Source organism: Streptomyces sp. NBC_00045 (genome assembly GCF_045041095.1).
In the GTDB taxonomy this organism is placed as follows: Bacteria; Actinomycetota; Actinomycetes; order Streptomycetales; family Streptomycetaceae; genus Streptomyces.
The window spans coordinates 3,764,392-3,783,771 of record NZ_CP108271.1; the positions used below are offsets into that span (position 1 = coordinate 3,764,392).

19 protein-coding genes and 1 tRNA gene are annotated in these 19,380 nt (G+C 70.7%); 8 read left to right on the top strand and 12 right to left on the bottom strand.

The genetic code is table 11. The features are described from left to right. Positions 1–306 precede the first annotated feature (306 nt). Positions 307–1,686 (top strand): FAD-binding oxidoreductase, encoded by a 1,380-nt coding sequence (locus OHA65_RS17500; RefSeq protein WP_327284041.1) that lies wholly within the window; start codon positions 307–309, stop codon positions 1,684–1,686. A 94-nt stretch (positions 1,687–1,780) separates the two neighbouring features. Here the strand turns inward: OHA65_RS17500 and OHA65_RS17505 are convergent. Next, positions 1,781–1,856: transfer RNA gene (locus OHA65_RS17505), tRNA-Thr, on the bottom strand. Positions 1,857–2,170: 314 nt separating this feature from the next. After that, positions 2,171–2,851 carry a hypothetical protein gene (locus tag OHA65_RS17510; protein WP_405762109.1) on the bottom strand — a complete coding sequence of 227 codons (681 nt, stop codon included), beginning with the start codon at positions 2,849–2,851 and terminating at the stop codon, positions 2,171–2,173. Positions 2,852–3,026: 175 nt separating this feature from the next. Here OHA65_RS17510 and OHA65_RS17515 point away from each other — a divergent pair, with 175 nt between their 5' ends. From OHA65_RS17515 to OHA65_RS17525, 3 genes are all read left to right on the top strand, one after another. After that, positions 3,027–4,115, top strand: coding sequence for a sn-glycerol-3-phosphate ABC transporter ATP-binding protein UgpC (locus OHA65_RS17515; RefSeq protein ID WP_327284043.1), 1,089 nt, complete (start codon positions 3,027–3,029; stop codon positions 4,113–4,115). A gap of 174 nt (positions 4,116–4,289) precedes the next feature. Then, positions 4,290–4,703 carry a hypothetical protein gene (locus tag OHA65_RS17520; protein ID WP_327284044.1) on the top strand — a complete coding sequence of 138 codons (414 nt, stop codon included), beginning with the start codon at positions 4,290–4,292 and terminating at the stop codon, positions 4,701–4,703. 47 nt (positions 4,704–4,750) lie between these two features. Further along, positions 4,751–5,530 carry an NDP-sugar synthase gene (locus tag OHA65_RS17525; RefSeq protein WP_371643934.1) on the top strand — a complete coding sequence of 260 codons (780 nt, stop codon included), beginning with the start codon at positions 4,751–4,753 and terminating at the stop codon, positions 5,528–5,530. A gap of 83 nt (positions 5,531–5,613) precedes the next feature. Here OHA65_RS17525 and OHA65_RS17530 read toward each other — a convergent pair whose 3' ends face one another. From OHA65_RS17530 to OHA65_RS17555, 6 genes are all read right to left on the bottom strand, one after another. Next, on the bottom strand, positions 5,614–7,182 hold the full coding sequence (locus tag OHA65_RS17530) for a DoxX family protein (RefSeq protein WP_328763110.1): 1,569 nt from the start codon (positions 7,180–7,182) through the stop codon (positions 5,614–5,616). A gap of 145 nt (positions 7,183–7,327) precedes the next feature. Next, positions 7,328–8,299, bottom strand: coding sequence for a 23S rRNA (guanosine(2251)-2'-O)-methyltransferase RlmB (gene rlmB, locus OHA65_RS17535; RefSeq protein WP_327284046.1), 972 nt, complete (start codon positions 8,297–8,299; stop codon positions 7,328–7,330). A gap of 94 nt (positions 8,300–8,393) precedes the next feature. Further along, positions 8,394–9,794 carry a cysteine--tRNA ligase gene (gene cysS / locus OHA65_RS17540; RefSeq protein ID WP_327284047.1) on the bottom strand — a complete coding sequence of 467 codons (1,401 nt, stop codon included), beginning with the start codon at positions 9,792–9,794 and terminating at the stop codon, positions 8,394–8,396. A 103-nt stretch (positions 9,795–9,897) separates the two neighbouring features. Continuing rightward, the gene (gene ispF, locus OHA65_RS17545; RefSeq protein ID WP_327284048.1) at positions 9,898–10,431 is read right to left on the bottom strand and encodes a 2-C-methyl-D-erythritol 2,4-cyclodiphosphate synthase; all 534 of its coding nucleotides are present in this window, start codon (positions 10,429–10,431) and stop codon (positions 9,898–9,900) included. Then, complete coding sequence (gene ispD / locus OHA65_RS17550) at positions 10,421–11,167, bottom strand: 2-C-methyl-D-erythritol 4-phosphate cytidylyltransferase (protein ID WP_327284049.1); 747 nt, start codon at positions 11,165–11,167, stop codon at positions 10,421–10,423. The genes ispF and ispD overlap by 11 nt, the downstream gene beginning before the upstream one ends. A gap of 243 nt (positions 11,168–11,410) precedes the next feature. Further along, the gene (locus OHA65_RS17555) at positions 11,411–11,893 is read right to left on the bottom strand and encodes a CarD family transcriptional regulator (protein ID WP_003953493.1); all 483 of its coding nucleotides are present in this window, start codon (positions 11,891–11,893) and stop codon (positions 11,411–11,413) included. Between the two features lie 637 nt (positions 11,894–12,530). Between OHA65_RS17555 and OHA65_RS17560 the strand changes: the two genes are divergently transcribed. Further along, positions 12,531–13,199, top strand: a complete 669-nt coding sequence (locus OHA65_RS17560) for a DUF461 domain-containing protein (protein ID WP_329313864.1) — start codon at positions 12,531–12,533, stop codon at positions 13,197–13,199. A 91-nt stretch (positions 13,200–13,290) separates the two neighbouring features. On the opposite strand, the gene OHA65_RS17565 is transcribed toward OHA65_RS17560, so the two are convergent. Continuing rightward, positions 13,291–13,971, bottom strand: a complete 681-nt coding sequence (locus tag OHA65_RS17565; RefSeq protein WP_007265514.1) for a response regulator transcription factor — start codon at positions 13,969–13,971, stop codon at positions 13,291–13,293. 52 nt (positions 13,972–14,023) lie between these two features. Continuing rightward, positions 14,024–15,244 (bottom strand): ATP-binding protein, encoded by a 1,221-nt coding sequence (locus tag OHA65_RS17570; protein ID WP_327284051.1) that lies wholly within the window; start codon positions 15,242–15,244, stop codon positions 14,024–14,026. Positions 15,245–15,466: 222 nt separating this feature from the next. On the opposite strand from OHA65_RS17570, the gene phoU reads away from it, so the two are divergent. Then, the gene (gene phoU, locus OHA65_RS17575) at positions 15,467–16,144 is read left to right on the top strand and encodes a phosphate signaling complex protein PhoU (protein WP_053787880.1); all 678 of its coding nucleotides are present in this window, start codon (positions 15,467–15,469) and stop codon (positions 16,142–16,144) included. A gap of 349 nt (positions 16,145–16,493) precedes the next feature. Here phoU and OHA65_RS17580 read toward each other — a convergent pair whose 3' ends face one another. Then, a complete protein-coding gene (locus OHA65_RS17580; protein WP_327284052.1) occupies positions 16,494–16,856 on the bottom strand; it encodes a carboxymuconolactone decarboxylase family protein in 363 nt (120 codons plus the stop codon). 524 nt (positions 16,857–17,380) lie between these two features. Here OHA65_RS17580 and OHA65_RS17585 point away from each other — a divergent pair. Further along, positions 17,381–17,590 (top strand): hypothetical protein, encoded by a 210-nt coding sequence (locus OHA65_RS17585; protein ID WP_327284053.1) that lies wholly within the window; start codon positions 17,381–17,383, stop codon positions 17,588–17,590. A 222-nt stretch (positions 17,591–17,812) separates the two neighbouring features. After that, complete coding sequence (locus OHA65_RS17590) at positions 17,813–18,124, top strand: hypothetical protein (protein ID WP_327284054.1); 312 nt, start codon at positions 17,813–17,815, stop codon at positions 18,122–18,124. A gap of 395 nt (positions 18,125–18,519) precedes the next feature. Here OHA65_RS17590 and OHA65_RS17595 read toward each other — a convergent pair whose 3' ends face one another. Continuing rightward, on the bottom strand, positions 18,520–19,281 hold the full coding sequence (locus OHA65_RS17595) for a phosphoglyceromutase (protein ID WP_327284055.1): 762 nt from the start codon (positions 19,279–19,281) through the stop codon (positions 18,520–18,522). Between the last annotated feature and the right edge of the window lie 99 nt (positions 19,282–19,380).

Sequence of the window (19,380 nt, forward strand, 5' to 3'; positions counted from 1 at the left end):
ACGCCGATCCCAACGCGCTCCAGCGCCTCCGCGAACGCCCCCGCATCGAACATCGCCCCGCCCTTCGACCCGACCGGCCGCCCGTCCACCAGTACCGTCGGCTCCCCTCACCCCCGTCGCCTCGAAGGCCCCTCCGCCTCGTCGACCCACCCCTCGTACGTCCGCTCCGCCAGGATAAATCCCCCCATCGGCAGCCTACGGACCCCACCACCCCCGCCACATCAGCCAAAAGGCCTCCTCTCCCGCCCCAAAACCCGGCACCCGGTACCTGGACACCCCTCCGAAACCCCGTGTACCAACTCCCCCATGACGATCAACGGCGGCATCTCCTTCTGGTACGCGACCGACCACACCGCCACCCAGCCACCCCGCGCCCCCCTCACCGGCCACACCACCGCAGACGTCGTCATCGTCGGCGGCGGCTACACCGGCCTGTGGACCGCCTACTACCTCAAGGCCGCCGCCCCCGACCTCCGCGTCACCGTCCTGGAGCAGAAGTTCTGCGGCTACGGAGCCTCCGGCCGCAACGGCGGCTGGCTCTACAACGGCATCGCCGGCCGCGACCGCTACGCCGAACTCCACGGCCACCAGGCCGCGCTCCGCCTCCAGCACGCCATGAACGACACCGTCACCGAAGTCATCGACACCGCAGCCAAAGAAGGCATCGACGCCGACATCCACCGCGGCGGCGTCCTCGAAGTCGCCCGCACCCCTGCCCAGCTCAGCCGCCTCAAGGCCTTCCACACCGCCGAACTCGCCTTCGGCGAAACCGACCGCGAGCTCTACGACGCCACCGACACCCGCGCCCGCATCGACATCGCCGACGCCGTCGGCTCCACCTGGACCCCGCACGGCGCCCGCATCCACCCCCTCAAACTCGTCAAGGGCCTCGCCGCCGCCTGCGAACGCCTCGGCGTCGTCATCCACGAATCCACCCCCGTCACCGAAATCGCCCCCCGCCGCGCCATCACCCCCTACGGCACCGTCCGCGCCCCCCACGTCCTGCGCTGCACCGAAGGCTTCACCGCAGCCCTCAAGGGCCAGAAGCGCGCATGGCTCCCGATGAACTCGTCGATGATCGCCACGGCCCCACTGCCGCCCGAGACGTGGTCCCGCCTCGGCTGGTCCGATGCCTGCACCCTCGGCGACATGGCCCACGCCTACATGTACGCCCAACGCACCGCCGACGACCGCATCGCCATCGGCGGCCGCGGCGTCCCGTACCGCTACGGCTCCCGCACCGACACCGACGGCACCACCCAGCAGTCGACGATCGACTCCCTGACCCGCCTCCTGACCTCGTTCTTCCCGATCCTCACGGGAGTCGAGATCACCCACGCCTGGTCGGGCGTCCTCGGCGTCCCCCGCGACTGGTGCGCCACGGTCACCCTGGACCGCGCGACGGGTCTCGGCTGGGCCGGCGGCTACGTCGGCTCCGGGGTCGCCACCGCCAACCTCGCGGCCCGCACCCTGCGCGATCTGGTCCTGGAGGACACCACGGAGCTGACCACCCTGCCGTGGGTCAACCACCGCGTCCGCCGCTGGGAACCGGAGCCCTTCCGCTGGCTCGGCGTCCAGGCCCTCTACGCGGCCTACCGCGAGGCGGACCGCCACGAATCGGCGACCCACACCCCGACGACAACCCCCTTGGCCCGCCTGGCCAACCGCATCTCGGGCCGCCACTAACGACCCGCGCACACGCAAAAGGCTCCGGATCACGAAGATCCGGAGCCTTTTGTTCCGCTCGAATTCCCTTGACCAGAGAGCCTCTGACCTGGGATGGAGCCGCCTATCGGAATCGAACCGATGACCTGATCATTACAAGTGAACTGCTCTACCAACTGAGCTAAGGCGGCACACGCGACACTGCACAGCGCACAGAATCGCCCTCACTTTACACAGCGACCAGACTTCCCCGCGAAGAGCTTTCCGGCCGACGCAACCCCTCGCCGTCACGTTCGTCCTCCGTACTGGAGCGCACGTCCGACCATCGGGTGAAGGAAGCGGGTACGCAGCAGCGGGTGTACCGCCAACCTCCGGGACGAGGGTCTACGGCTGTACTGGCCGGTGGCGATGGCGCTGCCACCGGGGCGGGCCACGCCATCGGTGATCCGGGCACCGGAAAGGGCAAGCGCTCCGCCATTGGCTCCGAGGTCAAGAAGCCGGCGCCCTATCGGGTCCCGGGGTAGCCGATGCGGCTCAGCATCGCGGTTGCCCGGGGCAGGTCCGGGTGGGGGTTGAGGGATTTCAGGGCGGGCTCCGTCAGGGGGCGGAGGTTCCAGACGTGGTGGACCGCCTCCGGGTCGATGGAGGTTTCGTAGTAGTTCTCGGCGAACTCCCGGTAGGCCTCGGGAGTGCCGGCCGCCAGGACGGCGAAGAGGTGGCCCGTCCCGTCGCTCGTGTCCGCGGGGATCTCGACCGGCCCCGCCCGCCACGCGGTGTCGGAGGTCTCCCGCCAGAACACCACGGTGGCCACGTGTACGTCGTCGTCACAGAAGGCCGGCTCCGCGAGCAGCGGCCGGAACACGTCCGGCAGGGTGTCCACGAGTCCGGGCCACAGGGCCATGTCCTCGTTCGTGTAGGGGCTCATCCAGGACTCGTGGTCGAAGCCGCGGCCGAAGACCCCGTCGGGCGTGAAGAGGATCGTGTACTCGTCGCCCGCGCCGTTGTTCATCAGCGCGGCCTCGACGTCCGGACCCCATGCCGGGTCGTAGTCGTAGTAGCTCCCGCCCCGGCCGTCCATGAGCACGTCCAAGGCCGCCAGGGCGCGGCAGCGGTCCCGCAGGACCGGGACGTCGGGGAGGGTGCGGATCAGTTCGTGGACGTCGCGGGGACGCTGTGTGCCGGTCATGGCCGTCATCCAAGCAGTCGGGTCCGACAGATCGCACAGAGTTCGAAGTCACGGCCTCGGAGGTGCTGACAGGAGGCGGGTCGCCGGGTAGCGTCGGGCGGAGTCCTGCTTACTGGACTAGACCTTCCACTCGGATCGTCCGGCACGTTCCTGCCGGTAGAAGGGATTCATCACCATGGCTTCTGTCACTTTCGACAAGGCGACCCGGCTGTACCCCGGCGGCGACAAGCCCGCCGTCGACGAGCTGGAGCTGCACATCGAGGACGGCGAGTTCCTCGTCCTCGTCGGGCCTTCGGGCTGCGGCAAGTCCACCTCGCTGCGCATGCTGGCCGGCCTGGAGGACGTCAACGGCGGTGCCATCCGCATCGGTGACCGCGACGTCACGCACCTGCCGCCCAAGGACCGGGACATCGCGATGGTGTTCCAGAACTACGCGCTCTACCCGCACATGACCGTCGCCGACAACATGGGCTTCGCGCTCAAGATCGCCGGCGAGGACAAGGCGACCATCCGCAAGAAGGTCGAGGACGCGGCGAAGATGCTCGACCTCACCCAGTACCTGGACCGCAAGCCGAAGGCGCTCTCCGGTGGTCAGCGCCAGCGCGTCGCCATGGGTCGCGCCATCGTGCGCAAGCCGCAGGTGTTCCTCATGGACGAGCCGCTGTCGAACCTCGACGCCAAGCTGCGCGTGTCCACCCGTACGCAGATCGCGGCGCTCCAGCGGGACCTGGGGATCACCACCGTCTACGTGACCCACGACCAGGTCGAGGCCATGACGATGGGCGACCGGGTGGCGGTGCTGAAGGACGGCCTGCTGCAGCAGGTCGACACCCCGCGGAACATGTACGACCGTCCGGCGAACCTGTTCGTGGCGGGCTTCATCGGTTCCCCGGCGATGAACCTGGTCGAGGTTCCGATCGCCGACGGTGGCGTGAAGTTCGGCGACAGCGTGGTCCCGGTGTCGCGCGAGGCCCTGTCGGCCGCCGCGGACGCGGGCGACCGTACCGTCACGGTGGGCGTGCGTCCGGAGCACTTCGACATCGGCAGCGAGGGCGGTCTGACGATCACCGTCAACGTCGTCGAGGAGCTGGGCGCCGACGGTTACGTGTACGGCCGGACCACCGAGGCTGCGGGCGGACAGGACATCGTGGTGCGCGTGGGTGGCCGCCAGGTGCCGGAGAAGGGTTCGACGCTGGACGTGGTGCCGCGGGCCGACGAGATCCACGTGTTCTCGACGTCGTCGGGTGAGCGGCTCTCCGACTGACGGGACGACGCATGAGGGGCGCCTCCCGGCGGGGGCGTCCCTCTTCGCCCTACGGGGCAGACCGGGCCATTCGGCCCCACCCGTCAACCCATAATTCGAAAAGCCACGTCGAACCATCCCCCGACCGGGTGACTAAATGTCGCCAATTCTTCACCGAGCGCTACTCTCGCCCTCGTGACCCACACTGCCCGCCGTATCGGCCGTTCCCTCGCCCTGGTCCTGCCCGTCGTCCTGGTCCTGTCCGGGACCCTCGCGGTCACCATGGTTCCTTGGGCGGACAACACGCCTTCCCAGATCCTGACCGCCTCCGCCGAGGACGTGTCCGTCCCCGCGAAGCCGCGCGCCGCGCAGGACGTGCTGCGCGACAAGTTGCTGGGTGAGCTCCAGCAGGGCGAGGCGCCGGGTGACGTCCTGACGCACCTCCAGCAGGAGGTGGACCGGCGGCCGTCGTTGGCCGAGCACTGCGTGGGGATCGCGCGGGCGCTGGGCCGGGCCGCGGTGGACGTGTACGGCCCGACGAAGGCGCAGTCCTACGCGCGTCCCGTGTGTGACACGGCGTACGCGACCGGTGTTGCCTCGATGGGCTGACGGGCGTCGCCGTCCTCCCTCGGGTCGGGGCCTCTACGCTGACGGCCATGACCGACGCACCTCCCGTGTCCCGCTCTTCCGTTTCCGCGGCCGCGGACCCGGCTTCGCTGGCTCAGGCGCCTGTTCAGGCGGTTGTGCTGGCGGGTGGCCAGGGTTCGCGGCTGCGTCCGTATACGGACGACCGGCCGAAGCCGATGGTGGAGATCCCGGGGACGGGGGTGCCGATCATCGGGCATCAGCTGGCGTGGCTGGCGGCCGAGGGGGTGACGGATGCGGTGGTGTCCTGCGGGCATCTCGCGGAGGTGTTGCAGGAGTGGCTGGCGGGGGCCGATCTGCCGTTGCGGGTGAGCACGGTGGTGGAGGACGAGCCTCTGGGGCGTGGTGGTGGGCTCAAGTACGCGGCCCGGCACCTGCCGCATCCGGAGCGGGCCTGGTACGCGACGAACGGGGACATCTGGACGCGGTTCTCGTTGCGGGAGATGGCTGCGTTCCATGGCGAGCGGGGGGCGACGGCGACGTTGGCGCTGGCGCGGCCGCGGATTCCGTGGGGGGCGGTGGAGACCAATGAGTTCGGGCAGGTGCTGGATTTCATCGAGTCGCCGCCGTCGCCGTATTTGATCAACGCGGGCGTGTACGTCTTCAGTCCTGAATTCGCCGCGCTGTTGCCGGATTTGGGGGATCACGAGCGGACGACGTTTCCGCGGTTGGCGCGGGAGCGGCGGCTGGCGGGCTTTCCGCTGCCGCAGGGGGCTTACTGGCGGGCCATCGACACGGCGAAGGACTTGACCGAGGCGGCGCGGGAGTTGGCGGCGCAGAGCGGCTCCTGAGGCCGTCCGCGGGGGCGGAACACGGAGGGGCCCGGCGCGCATCCCGCGCGCCGGGCCCCTCTGCGTTCTGTTCCGTCCCGTCGTCAGCCGAGGAGGCCGCCGACGAGTCCGGGCTTCTTCGCCGGGGCGTCGCCGCCGCCGGTGCCGCTCGCGCTGCCGGAGCTGGAGGAGGGCGGCTTGGGGGTGGATTGCTTGGGGGTGCTGCCCGAGTTCTGGCCGTTGCCGGAGCCGCGGGTCGCGGTGGGCGACTGCGAGCCGGTGCCGGTGGTCTGCTTGCTGGTGGAACCGGTGCTGCCGCGTCCGGACTTGGTGGTGGGCGCGGAGGCGGTGGGGCTGGGTTCGGCCGACTTGGAGGGCTGGGCGGTGGGCTGGGGCTGCTGCTGTTGTTGCTGTTGCTGTTGCTTGGCGGGGGCCTTCGGGAGCGGGGAGCCGGGCAGGTAGTTGCTGGGGGCCTGGCCGGGTCCCGGCACGGTGACGACGGTGGTGGAGCGGACGGCGCTGCCGAGGAGGGAGCCGATGAGGAGGGTGAGTCCGCAGACGACGGTGGCCATGATGGTTCCGCGGCGCAGGACGCGTCGGCGCAGTCGCCAGATTTCGGAGCGGGGTCCGAGGGTGCGCCAGGCTTCGCCTGCGAGGCGGCCGTCGAGGGAGTAGACGGGGGCGCCGGCGATGATCAGCGGGCTCCAGGCGGCGAGGTAGATGATGTCGGGGGCGTCGTAGGCGGGGACGGTCTTCCAGCTGACGGTCATCAGCAGTGCGGCGGAGAGCAGGGCGCCGATGCAGGCGGCGAAGCGCTGCCAGAGACCGAGGACGGTCAGGACGCCGACGATGACCTGGAGGAAGGCGACGCTGAGGCCGGCTCCGACGGGGTGGGCGAGGGCGAAGTCGCGCAGGGGTTCGGCGAGTGCCCAGGGGTGGAGGGTGCGGAGCCAGGTGACCATGGAGCCGCGTTCGCCGCCGTCGAAGTAGACGGGGTCGCACAGTTTGCCCATGCCGGCGTAGATGCAGATGAAGCCGAGGAAGACGCGCAGGGGCAGGAGGACGACGCCGAGGTTCATGCGGCGGCCCGGGTAGTACGAGGCCTGTCCGCGGACGTCGCCCGGGTTCCGGCGGGTGTCGGCGGCGGGTGTGCCGTCGTAGGGGCCGGGGCCGCCGGCGTACGGGGGGTTGTACGGGGGGGTGTACGGGAGGTCGCGTACGGGGGTCAGCGGGCGGGTTTCGTCCGGGGCTCCGTAGGTGCGCTGGCCGATGACCGTGGGGGTGGCGAGGGTGTCCTCGGCGAGGTCGTGCGCGAGGTCCACGCGGGGGATGGTCTGGGTGGCGCCGCCGTCGCCGCCGTCGTAGCCGCGCCCGTGTTCGCGTACGGCCTGGAGGAGTCCGCCCATGGCTGCGCTGTCGCCGGGTGCGGATTTGCCGCTCCAGACGACGGGGGCCCTGCGGCGGCCGGCGCCGGCGCCGGCGACCACGGCGCCGCCGAGGACGGGCACGCGGCCGGGGGCGTTCGCGGGCTTGGAACGCGCGCTCGGGCTCGGTGCGAGCCGCACGCGGAAGCTGGCGTGGTTGACGATGACCTGTGCGGGGTCGCACGGCACCTTGACCATGCTCAGCGCGGGCTGGTCGTCGAACCCTGACGTTCTGGTGTCCACACTCATCTAACCGAGTGATCAGTGTTTAGGACACTGCCTTGACGGCAGGGATGTGTCCGAGACCCGTCAAGATCAAGCCACCCCGCCCGAAACGGGCGGGGTGGCACGCTCACGGGTCACTTTCCGTGAGCCAAGTGGATCAGTGCGGGGGTCAGGTGCGGGGGGCCGCGGCGCGGCGGCGGGCCGCTTCGTAGAGCACGACGCCGGCGGCGACGCCGGCGTTGAGGGACTCGGCGCCGCCGGGCATCGCGATGCGCACGAGGTAGTCGCAGTTCTCGCCGACGAGGCGGCCGAGGCCCTTGCCCTCGGAGCCGACGACGATGACGACGGGGCCGGCCAGGGCCTCCAGGTCCTGGACCTCGTGGGTGCCTTCGGCGGCGAGGCCGACGATGGTGATGCCGGCCTTCTTGTACTCCTGGAGGGCGCGGGTCAGGTTGGTGACGCGGGAGACCGGGGTGCGGGCGGCGGTGCCGGCCGAGGTCTTCCAGGCACCGGCGGTCATACCGGCGGCGCGGCGCTCGGGGATGACCACGCCGTGGCCGCCGAAGGCGGAGACGGAGCGGACGATCGCGCCGAGGTTGCGGGGGTCGGTGACGCCGTCGAGGGCGACGATCAGCGGGTCCTCGCCGTTGTCGTGGGCGGCCTCGGTGAGGTCCTCGGGGTGCGCGTACTCGTACGGCGGGACCTGGAGGACCAGGCCCTGGTGGTTGAGCCCGTTGGTCATCCGGTCGAGCTCGGGGCGCGGGGCTTCCATCAGGTTGATGTTGCCGCGCTCGCCGGCGAGCTTGAGGGCGTCGCGGACGCGCTCGTCGTTGTCGATGAACTGCTGGACGTAGAGGGTGGTGGCGGGGACGCCGTCGCGCAGCGCCTCGAAGACCGGGTTGCGGCCGACGACCATCTCGCTGGTGCCCTTGGGGCCGCCGCGGCGGGGGGCGGGGCGGCGCTTGGCGGCCTGGCGGGCCATGGCGTTGGCGATGCGGTTCGCCTTGTGCTTCTTGCGGTCCTCGGCCTTGGGCGTGGGGCCCTTGCCTTCGAGGCCCTTGCGCCGCTGGCCACCGCTGCCGACCGTGGCGCCCTTCTTGTTGGACGTGCGGCGGTTCCTGCGCTGGCTGTTCCCGGCCATGACCTCTACCTGTTTCGTTGGTGCTGCGATATGTACGTATGAAGAGTGTGCCGCCCGGAGCGCCGGGCGGCCACCAAACTCGGCTGCCCGGGGCTCAGCGGGGTCCGAGCGTCCAACGGGGTCCGGCCGGGCTGTCCTCGATGACGAGGCCGGACTGCTGGAGCTGGTCGCGGATGGCGTCGGCGGTGGCCCAGTCCTTGCGGGCCCGGGCGGATTCGCGCTGGTCCAGGACGAGGCGTACGAGGGTGTCGACCGCTCCGTGGAGGTCCTCGCCGCGGTCGGTCTCCTCGGCCCAGTGCGGGTCGAGGGGGTCGAGGCCGAGGACGCCGAGCATGGCCCGTACCTCGGACAGCCGGGCGATGGCGGCGTCCTTGTCGTCGGCGGCGAGGGCGCTGTTGCCCTGGCGGACGGTGGTGTGGACGATCGCGAGGGCCTGGGGGACGCCCAGGTCGTCGTCCATGGCCTCGGCGAAGGCGGGCGGGACCTCGGGGGCGGGGTCGACGGTCTTGCCGGCCTTCTCGATGACGCGCTGGTAGAAGCCCTCGATGCGGGCGAACGCGGACTCGGCCTCGCGCAGCGATTCCTCGCTGTACTCGATCATCGAGCGGTAGTGCGGGGTCCCGAGGTAGTAGCGCAGGACGATGGGGCGCCAGGCCTTGACCATCTCGGAGACGAGCACCGAGTTGCCGAGGGACTTGGACATCTTCTCGCCGGACATGGTGACCCAGGCGTTGTGGACCCAGTAGTGCGCGAACTCGTCGCCGTAGGCCTTGGCCTGGGCGATCTCGTTCTCGTGGTGCGGGAAGATCAGGTCCAGGCCGCCGCCGTGGATGTCGAAGGCGCTGCCGAGGTACTTGTGCGCCATCGCGGAGCACTCCAGGTGCCAGCCGGGGCGGCCGCGGCCCCACGGGGTCTCCCAGTCGGGCTCGCCGGGCTTGGTGGCCTTCCACATGGCGAAGTCGCGGGGGTCGCGCTTGCCGGTGATGCCGCTCTCGCTGGGCTGGCGCAGGTCGTCGATGTCCTGGTTGGAGAGTTCCAGGTAGCCGGGGAAGGAGCGCACGTCGAAGTAGACGCTGCCGTCGGCCTCGTAGGCGTGGCCGCGCTCGATGAGCCCGCGCATCATCTCGATCATCTCGGGGACGTGGCCGGTGGCGCGCGGCTCGTACGTGGGCGGGAGGCAGCCCAGCGCGTTGTAGCCGTCGTTGAAGGCGCGCTCGTTGTCGTAGCCGATGGACCACCACGGGCGGCCCTGGACCTCGGCCTTCGCGATGATCTTGTCGTCGATGTCGGTGACGTTGCGGATGAACGTGACGTCGAGGCCCCGGTACTCGAACCAGCGCCGCATGATGTCGAAGTTCAGGCCCGACCGGATGTGCCCGATGTGCGGGGCGGCCTGCACGGTGGCGCCACAGAGGTAGATCGAGACGCAGCCCGGGACGAGCGGGGTGAAGTCGCGGATCTGCCGGGCGCTGGTGTCGTACAGGCGAATAGTCACGGCATCCAGGGTAGTGGGCCGGTGGCAGTGCCCCGCGCCCCTTTACGGGGCGCGGGGGTGCTTTGTTGCGGAAGCAGCGCCTCCGGGATGGTACGGAGCGCGCCTAGGCCTGGTTGGTCCGGTAGACGAGGGCGGTGGCGATGGCGGCGAGGCCTTCGGCGCGGCCGGTGAGGCCGAGGCCGTCGGTGGTGGTGCCGGAGACGGAGACGGGCGCGCCGGCGGCGGCGGAGAGGGTCTTCTGCGCCTCGTCGCGCCGCTTGCCGATCTTCGGGCGTACGCCGATGACCTGGACGGCGATGTTGCCGATCTCGAAGCCTTCGGCGCGCACGAGGCGGGCGGCTTCCGCCAGGAGGGTGACGCCGGCGGCGCCGGACCATTCGGGGCGGGAAGTGCCGAAGTGCGCGCCGAGATCGCCGATGCCGGCGGCGGAGAACAGGGCGTCGCAGGCGGCGTGGGCGGCGACGTCGCCGTCGGAGTGGCCTGCGAGGCCGTCCTCGCCCTCCCAGAGCAGGCCGGCGCACCACAGCTCGCGGCCGGTCTCGAAGGCGTGTACGTCGGTGCCGATGCCGACGAGCGGGATCAGCGGCGCGGCGGCGGCCGGGGCCTGGGATCCGGATCCTGCGGGGCTAGTACGCATCGGTGGCCCTCCTGCGGGCGAGTACGGCCTCGGCGAGGACCAGGTCGAGCGGGCGGGTGACCTTGAAGGCCTCTTCGTGGCCGGGGACCACCATGACGGTGATGCCGAGCTGTTCCACCATTCCGGCGTCGTCGGTGGCGCCCTCGCCGTTGACGGCGATGCTCTCGTGCGCGCGGACGAGGGTGGCGCGGTCGAAGCCCTGCGGGGTCTGGACGGCGCGCAGCCGGGCGCGCTCGGGGGTGGCGACGACCGGTTCGGGCTCGCCGGGCCCGCCGGGCTCGACTTCCTTGACGGTGTCGGCGAGCGGCAGGGCGGGCACGACGGCGGGCGCGCCGTCGCGTACGGCCTCGACGACGGAGTCGACGGTGTCCACGGGGACGAGCGGGCGGGCGGCGTCGTGGATGAGGACGGAGGTGATGTCCGCGGGGAGCGCGGCGAGGCCGGCGCGTACGGACTCCTGGCGGGTGTCTCCGCCGGGGACGACCAGGATCTCGGTGCGGTCGGTCAGGGCGTGCTCGTCGAGGAGCCGGCGCACGTCGGCGGCGCCGTCGGACGGGGCGACGACGACCACGAGGCAGACGGCCCGGGAGCGGGCCATCGCGCGGACGGCGTGGATGAGCATGGGGGTGCCGCCGAGGGCCCGCAGGGCCTTGGGGGCGCCGGGGCCGAGGCGTACCCCGCGGCCGGCGGCCGGGATCACCGCGGCGGTGCGGTGGGCCCGCGATTCGTCAGACATCAGTAGCTCCGAGCCAGGTTTGTGACTTCGGCCGACATGGGTATGGCCTGAAGGGTGCCGGGTGCGACGCCCTCGCCCCTTCCGTGACGACCGGCCGAGCAGGCTGTCCGGACCCGGCGCGCCGGTGGAAACGTGTAAGAGGTGTGGGTACAGACATGCCGCAGCGCCCGGCAACAGCCCCCTCGTGGAGGAGAGGGCTTGTCATCGGGCACCGCGGCACAACTGTGTAGACGGGGTTTCGCGTCAGGACGCGAGGACCTCGTCGAGGAGGGCCTCAGCCTTGTCCTCATTGGTGTTCTCAGCGAGCGCGAGCTCGCTCACCAGGATCTGGCGCGCCTTCGCGAGCATGCGCTTCTCACCCGCGGAAAGCCCGCGCTCACGCTCACGACGCCACAGGTCACGCACCACTTCGGCGACCTTGATGACATCGCCAGAAGCGAGCTTCTCCAGATTTGCCTTGTAGCGCCGGGACCAGTTCGTCGGCTCTTCGGCATACGGTGCACGAAGCACCTCGAAGACCCGGTCCAGCCCGTCCTGGCCGACTACGTCGCGAACGCCGACGAACTCCGCATTGTCCGCAGGCACACGAACCGTCAGGTCGCCCTGGGCGACCTTGAGCACCAAGTAGGTCTTGTCCACGCCTTTGATCTGGCGAGTTTCGATGGCCTCGATCAGCGCGGCCCCGTGATGGGGATAGACCACGGTGTCGCCAACCTTGAACGTCATGTGACAGGTACCCCTTCCGTGGCTATCCAGGGTAACACGAGAACTGACTGTTATGAATGGCGTTTTCGCAGGTCAGGGCACATCTCGGGGCTTGACAACAGCGACAGGAACGTGCTGCGGCGGGCTTCCGGAGGGGGGTATTCGCAGGTCGGAGGTGTTGTGCGGACCGGGCGAAACGGCCACGTTACACCTGGGCGACGACCCCGCCAGTGTGACGTACGTCCCGTTTTGCCGGTTTCGAAGCCGGGAAACCGAACTACTCCGTTCGACTGGCGGGCACCAGTACGGAGCGGTTCCGGCCCAATCCGGAATTGATCACCCGGGCTTGTTCGAAGGAATCCCGGAATTGATCACCGCAGGCTCGGCGCGCGATATGCGGGTGGCATGTGATCGGCAGATGAACACCGCGGGAAGTGCCACGCGGAAGGACGGGCGCAAGGGCGGCCGGAAGCCCCGGCGGAATGCAAGATCGTGGAGGCGGTGCAGGGCGGCCCGTGCGCTGCGGAGGGTCGGGTGCGGGGGCGGGGCGGCGGCTCGGTAACCTAAGCGCGCTGACACACCCTTAGGGCGGCTTTACCTCGGTCGCCCCGAGACTGCCCACCCTTCCGTTCCGTACGTCCAAGGAGTTGCCGCCGCCGTGAGCCGCAGCCTTCGACGCGGCGCCCTCGCCGCCACTGCCATCGTGTTCTCGATCGCCTCGCTGGCCGCTTGCGGTGCAGGCACCAACGCGGAGACGCTCCAGATCAAGCCGGACAACGCCGCCGTCACCAAGGGCGACATCAAGATCCAGAACGCGCTGGTGATCACTCCGGGCGAGAAGGGCAAGAAGGGCCCCGCCGCGGTCTCCGCGACGGTCTTCAACAGCGGCACCAAGCCGCAGACGCTTGACGCGATCACCCTCCCGGGTGGCAATGTCAAGGTCGTGCTGAAGCCCGCCGAGGGTGCCGGCAAGGTGACCGTGCCCGCCGGAGGCTCCGTGGTCCTGGGCGGCAAGGGCAACGCGTCCGCCGTGATCGAGGGCGGCGAGGGCGTGCAGAACGGCAACGCGCAGAAGGTCGTCTTCCAGCTGAGCAACGCGGGTGACGTCGAGATCGCTGCGTTCGTCGTCCCGAACACCGGCATGTACGCGGGCTTCGGTCCGACCGAGGCGCCGGTCGCCGCACCCGGCGCCACCCCGTCGGGCAGCCCCTCGGGCACGCCGTCGGGCAGCCCGTCCGGCTCGCCCGCCACGACCCCGTCGGGCGCCGCTTCGGGCGCGCCGGCAGGCACCCCGTCGGGTTCCCCGTCGCACAGCGCCGGTCACTGACCCCGGCAACAGCACGTAGGCGAAAGGGCCCCCGTCCGCAGGAGCGGACGGGGGCCCTTTCGCCTACGCATTACGCGCGAGCGCCGCGGGCCTACGGCTCGAACTTGTAGCCCAGGCCGCGGACCGTGACCAGGTAGCGCGGCGCGCCCGGGTCCGGCTCGATCTTGGCGCGCAGGCGCTTGACGTGGACGTCCAGGGTCTTGGTGTCGCCGACGTAGTCCGCGCCCCACACCCGGTCGATCAGCTGCATGCGCGTGAGCACGCGGCCCGCGTTGCGCAGCAGCATCTCCAGCAGGTCGAACTCCTTGAGGGGGAGGTCCACCTTGGCGCCGGCCACCGTCACCACATGGCGGTCGACGTCCATGCGTACGGGTCCGGCCTCCAGCGCGGCCGGAGTGACCTCCTCCGGCTCGCCGCGGCGGCGCAGGACCGCGCGGATGCGGGCGACCAGCTCCCGCGAGGAGAAGGGCTTCGTGACGTAGTCGTCGGCTCCTATCTCCAGCCCGACGACCTTGTCGATCTCGCTGTCCTTGGCGGTCACCATGATGACGGGCACGTTGGAGCGGCCGCGCAGCTGCCGGCAGACCTCGGTGCCGGGCAGGCCGGGCAGCATCAGGTCAAGGAGGACGAGGTCGGCGCCGTTGCGCTCGAACTCGTCGAGCCCGTCGGGCCCGGTCGCGGCGATGGCGACCTCGAAGCCCTCCTTGCGGAGCATGTAGGAAAGGGCGTCGCTGAAGGATTCCTCATCCTCGACGACGAGCACTCGGGTCACGGAAGGACCTCCGGGGCAGGAATGGCTGGCGTGGTTCTTTGCGGTGCGCGGTTCAGGCAGGGGTGGGGTGGCTGGGTAGGGGTTCCGTGGCCGGGGTGGCCGCGGGAGCCTGGGTCGGAGCGGCTGCTTCCGGCAGGCGCAGGGTGAACGTGGAGCCCTGACCCTCGGAGCTCCATACGGACACCTCTCCGCCGTGCGAGGCCGCTACGTGCTTCACGATCGCAAGGCCGAGGCCGGTTCCTCCCGTGGCGCGGGAGCGGGCCGGGTCCACACGGTAGAAGCGCTCGAAGATGCGCTCGCGGTCCTTTTCCGGGATGCCGATGCCCTGGTCGGTCACGGCGATCTCGATCAAGTCTCCCCCAGGCGCCGAGACCCTACGTCCGGCTATGCCGACGCGGGTACGGGCGGGGCTGTAGTTGACGGCGTTCTCCACGAGGTTGCCGAGGGCTGCCGCGAGCTGTCCGCGGTGGCCCCAGACGCGCAGGTCGGCGGTGCCGCCGGCGGCCATGATGATCTGCTTGGAGGACGCCGTGTGGCGGCAGCGGTCGATGGCCTCGGCGACCAGCGTGTCCACTCGTACGGGCTCCGCGTCCTCCAGCGGATCGTCGTTCTGCACCCGGGAGAGGTCGATGAGTTCCTGTACGAGGTTGATCAGGCGGGCGGCCTCGATCTGCATGCGGCCGGCGAAGCGGCTGACCGCCTCGGGGTCGTCCGCGGCGTCCATGACGGCCTCGGAGAGCAGGGAGATCGCCCCGACCGGGGTCTTCAGCTCGTGCGAGACGTTCGCGACGAAGTCGCGCCGTACGGCTTCGATGCGGCGGGCCTCGGTGAGGTCCTCGACGAGCAGCAGGACGAGCCGGGAGCCGAGCGGGGCGACGCGCGCCGAGACGGCGAGGGCCTCGCCGCGGCCGGTGCCGCGCCGGGGCAGGTCGAGCTCGACCTGGCGTATTTCCCCGTCGCGGCGGGTGTCGCGGGCCATGTGGAGCATGGGCTCGACGGCCAGTTTGCCGCCGCGGACCAGTCCGAGGGCATACGCCGCCGAGCTGGCCTTGACCACCGCGTCACCCTCGTCGAGTACGACGGCGGAGGAGCGGAGCACGGAGAGGACGGTGTCCACGCCGGGCGGGAGCACCGCGTTGATGTCGGGGCGCATGGAGCTCCGGGTGGGGCGGGCTTGGTCGCGCTCGCTCCAGCGGAACGCCAGCATCGCGATCACACCGGTGCAAAGACCGGCGATCGCTGCAGCTGCGGCGACCGCCGCGTTCACGTCCATGGATCCAGGTTAAGCAGGCGCGACGGCACTTCCACAGCCGTTCGGGTGGCACCTCGAACAGTCGTCGCCCAGAGTTCACCGTGCCGACGGGGTTGATTCACTTGTGATGCCGGAGTCGGACGCGTTCGCGGCCCACCGTGTCAACGTGGGGCAGTAGGCCGCCCCGGCCCGGCCCACGGGCAGTAGAGGCAGTAGAGGCAGTAGGCAAGAGAGGGACAACCCATGCGTGACGCGTACCACGAGGAACTGGACTCGATCGGAGAAGGCCTGGTCGAGATGGCCCGGCTCGTCGGTTCCGCGATCGGGCGGGCCACGACGTCCATGCTCGACGCCGACCTGAAGCTCGCCGAGAGCGTCATCGCCGCCGACCAGAAGGTCGACGACCTGCAGCACGACCTGGAGGCGCGTGCCATCGCGCTGCTGGCCCGCCAGCAGCCGGTCGCCACCGACCTGCGCATCGTGGTGACCTCGCTGCGCATGTCCGCGGACCTGGAGCGCTCGGGCGACCTGGCGCAGCACGTGGCGAAGCTGGCCCGGCTGCGGTTCCCGGACACGGCGGTGCCGCGGGACCTGCACGCGACCATCCTGGAGATGGGGCAGCTGGCGCAGCGCCTGATGGCGAAGGCGGCGGAGGTCATCATCACGAAGGACGTCGACCTGGCGCTCCAGCTGGAGCAGGACGACGACGAGATGGACCAGCTGCACCGCACGCTGTTCCAGCACCTGATGGACGACCGCTGGAAGCACGGCATCGAGACCGCCGTGGACGTGACGCTGCTGGGCCGCTACTACGAGCGTTTCGCCGACCACGCGGTGTCGGTGGCCAAGCGCGTGGTGTACCTGGTGACGGGCGAGCACGCGGACGAGCTGCAGGCGCCGACGCAGGTCGACGGCGTCTGAGCCCTGAGCCGTTCTGCCCCAGTGCGCCGTTGACGCGCCGGTCCGGCTGGGCATGAATGAGGGCGAAGGCACTACGACGCCACGCACGCCGCCTGCGAGGAGGATCCATGCCCGATTCCCCCGTTCCCATCACCCCGGACCAAGAACAGCAGCCCCGACCCGAACCGCTACGGCTCCCGCTGCTCGCGGCTTGCGGCTGCGGCTCGGGCTGCGGCTGCGGCTGCCAGTCCGGCGCGCCCTGCCAGTGCGGCGGCTGACCCGCCGCCCCGGCATCCCGTGTGCGAAGGGCCCCGTCCGTAAACGTCGGACGGGGTCCTTCGCGCGTGGGCCCGGTGCGCTCGGCGCCGGCTCAGGACTTGCCGCGGCTCCGGGCATCGGCGTCGGCCTCCGCCATCGCCTCGGCCTCGGCCTCCTCCAAAGCGATGCCGAAGCCGAGTGCCTGCGCGATGTGCCCCGAGGCCGACATGACGCGTGCGGTGCCCACGACGGGGGCGATCGCGACGAGCACGTCCTGGATCTGCTCGGCGCTGAGGTCGGCCTTGGCCGCGGCACCGATGTGGGCGAGGTAGGAGACCGGCGGCGCATCCATGGCCACGAGAGCGGCAATGCGGGTCAGGATGAGCGTCCCGTCGTCCATGCCGCACCGCTCGATCGAATCGAGGGTCATCGCGGCGAGGGTGTCGAGGACCGGCGTGTCGGAGGTCTTGGCCATGTTCGGACCGCCTATCAGTACGTGCGGAACCCACACGCGCAACCCGGGGCCACCGGCCTCCGCGCGTCGGCGATTGCCCTTCCACGGTAGGACCGGCCCCACCCCCGCGCGCGTTGGTCCGTCCGGGGCACGCCCACCCTCCGCACGGAACGTGCAGAAGCCCCCCGCCCGCCGTGCCCGGCGCTACTTCTTGCCCTGGGTGGGCGGTCGATGGTGGTCGCCGTCTGGCTCGTCGCTTGTCGCTTGTCGGCTCACAGGTCAGACGCGGCTTTCGTTCCCACGGCAGGTACGGAAGCGTCCTCGTCCTGCGGGCGACAAGCGACAAGGCGGGCGGGCGCCGGCGGAGCGGGCGACGGCCTCCCCCACGGCTCTCGGCACGGGGCCATTGCGGACGCCGCACCCATCAGACCTGCCAGACCTGCCAGACCTGTCACCCGAATGGCCCAACATGACGTGCCACCCACATGGGTGAACATCAAGCTGGCTAGTGCCCCAACCGAGGCAATCCGTGAAAGGGAAACCACATGCGCATTCGACGAATCCTCGCCGCCGTCATCGCCACGGCAGCCCTCGCCGGACTTGGCCTCACAGGCGCCGCCACCGCTACCGCCGCCACCGCACAGGGTGCCGCAACCTACGTCACCCCTTCTGAGTGCAAGCAGGGCGGCGGAACGCCCGATCTGACGGACAACGTCTGCAAGGGCGGTACGCACAACGGGGAGCAGGTCGACTGAACCCCCACAAGGCGCCCCGCAGCCACGCGCCGCGGGGTGCTCGCGCGCGAAGTAGTCCACCGCCTCATCGGAGCCCCCGCCCGCCGTTCCCCGGCGAGCGGGGGGCTCTGTGCGCGGCGGGAAGGGGGCGGGTTCGGCCGGACGGGCGGGGCGGGCGGGGCTGAACGGGGGACCGGTGGGGTGGGGCGGTAACCGGGGGAACGGGCGGGGCGTTCCCCGCGCATGAAGCTGAATCGAACCTCGCTCGTCGGCGCTCTCGCCGGCACCGTCCTGCTCCTCGGCGGTGCGCCCGCCCAGGCCGTCGACAACCCGCTGCTCTCGCTCCTCGACAACCTCAACGTCTCCGACATCTCGGAGGTCGTGCACGTGCCGATCGAGCGCGTCCTGAACCCCAACATCGTCCTGTCCAACGGCAACGTGGCCGCGCTCCAGGACACGGCGGAGTCCCTCCTGGCCAAGCCCGCCGCAACGGCCGTCGCCCCGGCCGTGCCCGCCGCGCCGGCGGCCAAGCCCGCCGCGCCGGCCGCCCCCTGACCCCCTTCCACGCGAGAGGGCCGTTACCCGGCCAAGGCGGCCGTCACGCCGCCGAGTCAGCGCAAGGGCCCTGCCTGGAGTCTCCGGACAGGGCCCTGTCCGCGCACGGGCTCCGGTCAGCCGCCGCACTGGCACGGCGCGCCCGACTGGCAGCCGCAGCAGCAGGCTGCGAGGAGCTGAAGCCGAGCACCTCGGGCACTCCGACCCCGGGCTGACTCTGAAGGTGTACGCGCTACGCGCACCTGATGCCCAGCAGCCGGGACCGGGCCCGGAAGGCTCTCGGCGAGGCGCTCCGCCCGCAAGACCCGCCGCGCTGAGGGCCCAGAGTTGCCCCAGGGTCTGAAAATGCCTCCCGCCCGCGCCGTATGCGCAGGTGGGAGGCATGATCACGAAACTTACTTCTTCTTGCCCTGGTTCTTGACGGCCTCGATGGCGGCCGCCGCGGCGGCCGGGTCGAGGTAGGTGCCGCCCGGGTTGAGGGGCTTGAACTCGGCGTCGAGCTCGTAGGCGAGCGGGATGCCGGTCGGGATGTTCAGGCCCGCGATGTCGGCGTCGGAGACGCCGTCCAGGTGCTTGACCAGGGCGCGCAGGGAGTTGCCGTGCGCGGCGACCAGGACCGTGCGGCCGGCCAGCAGGTCCGGGACGATGCCGTCGTACCAGTACGGGAGCATGCGGACGACGACGTCCTTCAGGCACTCCGTCTTGGGGCGCAGCTCCGGCGGGATGGAGGAGTAGCGCGGGTCCTCGGACTGGGAGAACTCCGTACCGTCCTCAAGGGCCGGCGGCGGGGTGTCGTACGAGCGGCGCCACAGCATGAACTGCTCTTCGCCGAACTCGGCGAGGGTCTGCGCCTTGTCCTTGCCCTGGAGCGCACCGTAGTGGCGCTCGTTCAGGCGCCAGGAGCGGTGGACCGGGATCCAGTGGCGGTCTGCGGACTCCAGCGCCAGCTGCGCGGTGCGGATGGCGCGCTTCTGGAGGGAGGTGTGCACGACGTCGGGGAGCAGGCCGGCGTCCTTGAGCAGCTCACCGCCGCGGACCGCCTCCTTCTCGCCCTTCTCGTTGAGATTGACGTCCACCCAGCCGGTGAACAGGTTCTTCGCGTTCCATTCGCTCTCGCCGTGGCGGAGGAGGATCAGCTTGTACGGTGCGTCGGCCATGCGTACGAGCCTAGTGGACGCGCGGAGGCGCTTGCGCGCGGTGTCCACGGCCGTGGATTGACGGTACGCGTCAATCCGGTGGCCTTCGCAGACCCCCCA